We start from the raw sequence: 6,764 nt of genomic DNA on the forward strand, positions 1-6,764 counted from the left end.
GCGACATGTGGCCGCCGGCCTGGCAAGACTCGCCGCCGCCAACGGCTGTCGACTTCACGCCGCCCGCCTTCAGCGCCCCTTCGGCCGCTCACTGCCAACGCATTCCGGCCATGCGCGAAGCGCCAGGCGGAGGCGGGCAACAAGGCACTGGCTGGGGTGGGCTTCACGGGCGGGAGATGAAATCGTCGCGCGACGACGCAGCGCTCGCCAAACGCCGCGAGTCCGCAGGTGCACCGGCGTCGGTAGCGCCAATGGCCGAGTCGCGCGCCGCGGCCGATGCCGCTCCTTCGATCGCGCCCTCGCCCTGGCTGCAACCACCCCAGCCCGCGCAGCGCCGGCCGGTGAACACCACGGTCACGGCCGGCATGGTCGATGACAACGCCGACTTCGGCGAATACCTCGCCTACCGCCAGCGCAGCGGCCAGCTGCCGGTGCGCGAGCGCGACGTCAGCGAGCGTTACCTGCTCGAAGTGACCGACGCCGAAGGCCACCCGGTGCACGACGCCGAGGTTGCGGTGCAGCGCCCCGGTGTCGCTCAGCCGCTGATGTGGGCCCGCACCGACACCGCCGGCCGTGTCTGGCTGCACCCGCGCGCCTTCATGTCGCCCGACATCAGCGAACGCACGCTCGGCGTGGCGGTGCGCAAGGGCACCCTGCAAAGCCGCGCGATGCTGCTGCGCGGCCAATCGCAAGCGGTGCAGGTGCGCCTGGGCCCGGTGGCCAACACGCCAGTGCGGCTCGACCTGGTGTTCCTGATCGACGCCACCGGCTCCATGGGCGACGAGATCGCCAAGCTCAAGAACTCCATGCGCGCCATGGCGCAGCAGATCGCACAGCTGCCCGGCCAGCCCGACATCTGCTACGGCCTGGTGGCCTACCGCGACCGAGGCGACGCCTACGTGACCCGCACGCACGATTTCACCAACGACCTCGGCGCCTTCCAGCAACAACTGGCCAACGTGCAGGCGCATGGTGGCGGCGACAAACCCGAAGCGCTGAACGAAGCGCTGCACGAAGTGGTGCACAGCCTGAGCTGGCGTCAACAAGCCGCGCGCATGGTGGTGCTGGTGGCCGATGCAGCGCCGCACCTCGACTACGGCGGCCCACAATACGACCGCGACATGCAGGCCGCCTTGGCCAAAGGCATCAAGCTGTTTGCCGTCGGCGCGAGTGGCCTCGACCCGGTGGGCGAATACATCTACCGCCAGATGGCGCAGTACACCGCAGGCCGTTTTGTCTTCCTGACCTACCGCGATGCCAGCAACCCCGCCAGCGGGCCCGGCTCGCAGACCGTGCACGACGTGAAGCAGTATTCGGTGCAGACGCTGGACCGCCTGGTCGTGCGCCTGGTGGGCGACGAGTTGGCGCGCCTCAAACGAGGCTGAGCGCGGTTGATGTGCCGCGACACCGGGCGTAGCATGCCTCCATGAGCTTCTTGCAGCGTTGGCACCACCGCACACTGGCCCTGCTGGCCAGCGTGCTGCTGGCTGCGTGCGGCGGTGGCATCTACCTGGAGTTCGACGACTACGACGACCTGCCGCCGGTGGTGGAGCTGGCGGCATCTTCGCTGTCGGCCTTTGCCGGCGACAGCGTGCGCCTGGTCGCCGCCGCAGCCGATGAAAACGGCATCGACCACGTGAGCTTCTACCGCTATGACGGCAACACTGCCGTGCGCCTGGGCACCGACGGCTCCTCGCCCTACGACTGACAGCTGCTCGTACCCGCCGACGGGCGCAGCTCGGTCATCGTGTTCGCGCGTGCGGTCGACAACGCGGGCAATGCCACCGACAGCAACCTGGTGACGATCAGCATTGCACCCTGAGCGGGGCCGCCCGAGATCAGTACTCGATCATCAAGTGCAGCACGTGCGCACCGATCTTCTTTTCCACGCGGGGGATGTAGGCGATGCGCGGCGTGATGCCCTGGTAGGTGAACAGCGAGATCGATGGCACGAGCAGCGGCTGCACCTTGTCGAAGTAACCGGTGACACCGGCGGTGGTCACGTCGAGCGCGCCAAACTTCCAGGTGTAGCCGGCGTACACGCTGTCTTTGCGAAGCGAGTTTCGGTAAGCGCCAGCCGTCCAGCCTTCGTCATTGCGGTAGTAGATGCCGGGGTTGGAGTTGTTGTAGTTCTTGGCCGGCGCATGGTGGCTGGCCACGTGCAACCCGATCGTGCCGGCCTGGGCGTTCGGCGCCATGGCCATCACGGCGAGGGCGAGAAGGGCGGTGCGGGTCGGGTAGCTCATAGCGGTTCACCAAAAACAAGTGCTCACATGTCTTTTCGAACCGGAACTCCCTTGGCTGAAGCGCCTGTTGCACCTTGATCACACAAGCCTGTGCATAACTCACGGCACTACTTGACACGAGGCCCCATCGTCATTTCAGGGGGGATTCCTGCTGCATCCCCGTCCGTATACTTGCTTTCGGTAATCAGTTTGAATCGTGAGAACACGGATGGCTCGGAAGCGCGAGAAGAGTGAGCAAACGCTCGCGGCAATTGTGGCGGCGGGCATGGACATCGCCGTCAACACGGGGTTGCAGAACCTCACCTTGAATTCGATTGCCCAAAAATTAGGCATCAGCAAGAGCGGTGTGTTTGTGCGGGTGGGCTCGCTGGAGAGCCTGCAAATCCTGGTGCTCGACGAATACGAGCGTGTTTTTGCACTCACCGTGTTCATGCCCACCTTGTCGGAGCCGGCCGGCCTGCCGCGCCTCAACGCCATCGTGCACCGCTGGGTTCACCACGGCAACGAGCTCACCGCGCTGATCGCCTCGCACTACGCCGTCAACACCTACGACAACGACCCCGATGCCCACCCCGACGCACTGCGCTCGCGGCTGGTCAACGGCATGATGGTCTGGCGCCAGACCCTGGAGCGCACCGCCAGGCAGGCGGTCGAGCGCGGTCACCTTCGGCCCGACACCGACCCCGAGCAACTGGTGTTCGAAATCTTCTCGCTGCTCACCGGCTTCATGTACGACGCCCACGTCAAACGCGACCCGAAGTGCTTCGACCGGGTGACCTCGGCCTACGCACGGCTGATGTCGACCTACCGCAGCTTCGCCGTCTAAGCCGCAGCCGCCATCAAGGCCAGCACGCCGAAGAAGAAGGTGTGGTCGATGCTGCCGTTGGCCCCGCTGTCCAGCGTCACGGTGGCGAGACCCGCAGTCAACACCAGGCCGATGCGGTCGTGCGGCAGCGTCATCAACCAGCTGCCTTGGGTCGCCACGCCGTTCGCATCGTAAGAAGCCGGGCCCTGGGTGGCGATGGTGGCCGACCAGCTGTTGCCCGGCCAAGCCACCGTGATCGTGAGGGTGCCGCTGCTGGTGCTGCCCGTCAGCACGCCGTTGACGGTGGTGCTGGTGGTGGTGAGGTCGACGTGGCTGAAGCTGAGGCTGCTGAGGTTGGTGTTGTGCAGGCTGGTCAGTGCGATCTGGGGTGACACCCAGCGGTGGGTCGTGGTGACGGTCGCGCCGTTGGTGACGGTCGATTGCGAGAGGGTGGAGCTGCCATTCAGCGTCAGCGTGCGGTGAGGTCGTTCGACCACGATGCCCTGGGTGCGGGTCTGCACCGTCATCTCGTTGGCCGAGGCGCTGATCACGTCGAGGCTCATCAGGCCGCTCAAGTTCTCGGCGCCGGCCGACACGCGGCAGTTGTCGAACAAGATGCTGTAGCGCTCGCCTGCATCGAGCACGCCGTTGAGCAGGCTCAGGCCGCTGCCGCCGCTGGCGGTGAAGCGTGCGGTGCCACCGCCACTGCAGGCGATGGTCGTGGCGGCCTGACCACCGGCGACCACCGCCTGTGCCGTACGCAGCACGGCCGCATTGGCGTTCACCGTGTCCGGGCCGAGCACCAGCGTGTTGGCGCTCACCGATTGCGCGGTGTTCGAGCCGACGGGGTTTTGTGGGGTATCGCTGCCGTTCTCGCTGTTGCCGCCGCAGGCCGACAACAGGGCCGCAGTCACCACGGTGACGCAGCGCAGGGTGTGGCGAAGTGCTGAAGGCGTCATGACGGTCTCCTGCAGACGAACCCTCAGCTTACGCCAGCGCCAGCACCCGCAGGATCTCGCGCCCATAGGCTTCGAGCTTCTTCGCGCCCACGCCGCTGATGGTCGACATCTCGTCGAGCGAGGCGGGCTTGGCCCGCGCCATCTCGGCCAGGGTGGCGTCGTGAAAGATCACGTAGGCCGGCAGCCCATGTTCCTTGGCCACCTCTGCGCGCCAGGCCTTGAGAGCGGTGAAACGCTCGGTGCCTTCATTGTCGAGCGCGATGGGCGGTGGCTTGTCTTTGCCGCGCGTGACCTTGCCCGTCTTGCTGGACTTGCCCCGCTTGGGTGTGTCGCTGGGCACGCGCAGCAACAGGCTCACATCGCCGCGTAGCACCTCGCGTGCGCTCGGCGTGAGTTCCAGCGTGTTGTATTCACCCTCGGTGCGCAAATGCCCGAGCGCGATCAGCTGTCGCAACACCGCACGCCATTGCGCCTCGCTCACGTCAGCACCGATGCCGAAGGTGGAGAGCGACTGGTGCCGGTACTGCGACACCTTGTCGGTGGCCTTGCCGCGCAGCACGTCCATCAGGTGCACCGCACCGAACCGCTGGCCACCGTTCTGGTGAAAGCGGTAGATGCAGCTGAGCGCCTTGCGTGCGGCTTCGGTCGCGTCCCAGGTGGCCGGGGGGTTGAGGCAGTTGTCGCAATTGCCACAGGGCGTGCTGTCTTCACCGAAGTACGACAACAGCCGCACGCGCCGGCAGTCGTGTGCCTCGGCCAGCGCCAACAGCGCTTCGAGCTTGCCGACCTGGCCGCGCTTGAACTCTTCGCCCGCGGTGCTGTCGTCGATCATGCGGCGCTGGTTCACCACGTCGGCCAGGCCGTAGGCCATCCAGGCGTCGGCGGGCAAACCATCGCGGCCGGCGCGGCCGGTCTCCTGGTAATAACTCTCGATGTTCTTGGGTAAATCGAGGTGGGCCACGAAGCGCACGTCGGGCTTGTCGATGCCCATGCCGAAGGCGATGGTGGCCACCATCACCACGCTGTCTTCGCGCAAAAACCTGTCTTGGTGGCGGCGGCGCACGTCGGCGTCAAGCCCGGCGTGATACGGCAGCGCGTTGATGCCCTCGCTCTTCAGCCAGTCGGCGGTTTCTTCCACCTTCTTGCGCGACTGGCAATACACGATGCCGGCGTCGCCTTCATGTTCGTCGTTGATGAAACGCAGCAGTTGCGCACGTGCGTTGTCTTTTTCGACGATGCCGTAGCGGATGTTCGGCCGGTCGAAGCTGCTGATGAAGATGCGCGCTTCTGAAAGCGCAAGCCGCTCGATGATGTCGGCCCGCGTGAGGTCGTCGGCCGTGGCGGTGAGCGCGATGCGCGGCACGTTGGCGTAACGCTCGTGCAGCACGTTGAGCGCCAGGTAGTCTTCACGGAAGTCGTGGCCCCACTGGCTCACGCAGTGCGCCTCGTCGATGGCGAACAGGCTCAGCAGGCCGCGCTCGTTGAGCGAATCGAGCTGCGCCAGAAAGCGCGGCGTGGTCACCCGCTCGGGCGCCGCGTAGAGCAGCACCAGGCGCCCGCTCATCATCTCGCGCTCGATCTTTTGCGTCTCTTCCAGCGTGAGGGTGGAGTTGAGAAACGAAGCGTGCACGCCCGCTTCTTCGAGCGCGCCCACCTGGTCGTGCATCAGCGCGATCAGCGGGCTTACCACCACCGCCACACCGTGGCCGGCGCGGTGGCGCGCAATCGCCGGCACCTGGTAACACAGGCTCTTGCCGCCGCCGGTGGGCATGAGCACCAGCGCGTCGCCGTTGCCCACCACGTGGTCGATGATGGCTTCTTGCGCGCCGCGGAAGGCGGGGTAGCCGAACACTTCCTGCAGGATGTGCAGAGGGTCGGTCGAGTCGAGAGCGGGAGAGGTGAGAGGCGGCATGGCGGAGGCGAATGCGGCATGGTACGCGAGCCCCTCGTGCGGTAGGCTGAGCTCCCCCACAAGGAGGCCCTCCAATGACCGACCGCGCCGACACCCTGCGCCAGCTGCTCATCCGCAACTTCAACGAGGTGCCGCTCAAGCACGAGACGCGCGAGCCGCTCTACGAGTGGGCCGGCGCTCGCCTGGCGGCCGGCACCGCTGCCCAGAAACTCGGGGCGAGTGTCGACACCGTTCCTCCCGGCAAGCGCGCCTGCCCCTACCACTTCCATTACGCCCAAGAAGAGATGTTCATCGTGCTCGAAGGTGAAGGCACGCTGCGGGTGGCTGGCGAGATGCTGCCCATCCGCACGGGCGACGTGATGTTCATTCCGCCCGGCCCCGCTTACCCGCACCAGATCATCAACACCTCGGCCGCACCGCTCAAGTACCTGTCGATCGGCACCAAAGACAGCCCCGAGGTGGTCGAGTACCCCGACTCCGGCAAGTACCTCGCTTCGGCCACGCGCGACGGCGATCCTTATGGGTTCGACCAGATGCATCCTCTGAAAGATGCCCTCGATTATTGGGATGGCGAGCCCTGAGCGCGGCGTGCTAACTTCGCCACCGGCAACCACGCCTCTCCCCACCCGGCCGCGCAACCACCCTTGCGCGGCTGGCTTCATCTCAGGAACCTTCACACCATGAAGCTCGCGTTTTATCAACTGCGCCGCGCCGCCGTGGCCCTCGCGCTGGGCACCACCGCCGTCGCTGGCCTGGCCCAGACCAGCCTGCCCACGGCCGCCGTGCGCAACGTGACCGAGAACTACCACGGCACGAAGATCGACGACCCTTACCGCTACTTC

At 66.2% G+C, this 6,764-nt stretch carries 7 protein-coding genes; 4 read left to right on the plus strand and 3 right to left on the minus strand.

The window, feature by feature from the left end; genetic code table 11:
* On the plus strand, positions 1 to 1,385 hold a 1,385-nt coding region (locus tag RMO40_RS03920; RefSeq protein WP_309716591.1), incomplete at its 5' end, for a VWA domain-containing protein.
* Positions 1,386 to 1,426: 41 nt separating this feature from the next.
* Positions 1,427 to 1,708 (plus strand): Ig-like domain-containing protein, encoded by a 282-nt coding sequence (locus RMO40_RS03925; RefSeq protein ID WP_309716593.1) that lies wholly within the window; start codon positions 1,427 to 1,429, stop codon positions 1,706 to 1,708.
* Positions 1,709 to 1,838: 130 nt separating this feature from the next.
* On the opposite strand, the gene RMO40_RS03930 is transcribed toward RMO40_RS03925, so the two are convergent.
* Positions 1,839 to 2,246, minus strand: coding sequence for a hypothetical protein (locus RMO40_RS03930; RefSeq protein ID WP_309716595.1), 408 nt, complete (start codon positions 2,244 to 2,246; stop codon positions 1,839 to 1,841).
* Between the two features lie 265 nt (positions 2,247 to 2,511).
* Between RMO40_RS03930 and RMO40_RS03935 the strand changes: the two genes are divergently transcribed.
* Positions 2,512 to 3,072: a TetR family transcriptional regulator C-terminal domain-containing protein gene (locus RMO40_RS03935; protein ID WP_309716599.1), complete on the plus strand. Its 561-nt coding sequence runs from the start codon at positions 2,512 to 2,514 to the stop codon at positions 3,070 to 3,072.
* On the opposite strand, the gene RMO40_RS03940 is transcribed toward RMO40_RS03935, so the two are convergent.
* The gene (locus RMO40_RS03940) at positions 3,069 to 4,010 is read right to left on the minus strand and encodes a hypothetical protein (protein ID WP_309716602.1); all 942 of its coding nucleotides are present in this window, start codon (positions 4,008 to 4,010) and stop codon (positions 3,069 to 3,071) included. The genes RMO40_RS03935 and RMO40_RS03940 overlap by 4 nt on opposite strands.
* Before the next feature lie 28 nt (positions 4,011 to 4,038).
* Positions 4,039 to 5,922, minus strand: coding sequence for a DNA helicase RecQ (gene recQ, locus RMO40_RS03945; RefSeq protein ID WP_309716605.1), 1,884 nt, complete (start codon positions 5,920 to 5,922; stop codon positions 4,039 to 4,041).
* A gap of 74 nt (positions 5,923 to 5,996) precedes the next feature.
* Here recQ and RMO40_RS03950 point away from each other — a divergent pair, with 74 nt between their 5' ends.
* Positions 5,997 to 6,503: a cupin domain-containing protein gene (locus RMO40_RS03950; protein ID WP_309716609.1), complete on the plus strand. Its 507-nt coding sequence runs from the start codon at positions 5,997 to 5,999 to the stop codon at positions 6,501 to 6,503.
* Positions 6,504 to 6,764: the final 261 nt, after the last annotated feature.

This window comes from Rhizobacter sp., from assembly GCF_031412075.1.
Taxonomy (GTDB): Bacteria; Pseudomonadota; Gammaproteobacteria; order Burkholderiales; family Burkholderiaceae_C; genus Rhizobacter.

What these genes read in the sequence shown, in the direction of transcription:
- RMO40_RS03925 (WP_309716593.1), top strand. Translation starts at nt 1,427, where the DNA reads ATGAGCTTCTTGCAGCGTTGGCACCACCGCACACTGGCCCTGCTGGCC.
- RMO40_RS03930 (WP_309716595.1), bottom strand. Translation starts at nt 2,246, where the DNA reads ATGAGCTACCCGACCCGCACCGCCCTTCTCGCCCTCGCCGTGATGGCC.
- RMO40_RS03935 (WP_309716599.1), top strand. Translation starts at nt 2,512, where the DNA reads ATGGACATCGCCGTCAACACGGGGTTGCAGAACCTCACCTTGAATTCG.
- RMO40_RS03940 (WP_309716602.1), bottom strand. Translation starts at nt 4,010, where the DNA reads ATGACGCCTTCAGCACTTCGCCACACCCTGCGCTGCGTCACCGTGGTG.
- recQ (WP_309716605.1), bottom strand. Translation starts at nt 5,922, where the DNA reads ATGCCGCCTCTCACCTCTCCCGCTCTCGACTCGACCGACCCTCTGCAC.
- RMO40_RS03950 (WP_309716609.1), top strand. Translation starts at nt 5,997, where the DNA reads ATGACCGACCGCGCCGACACCCTGCGCCAGCTGCTCATCCGCAACTTC.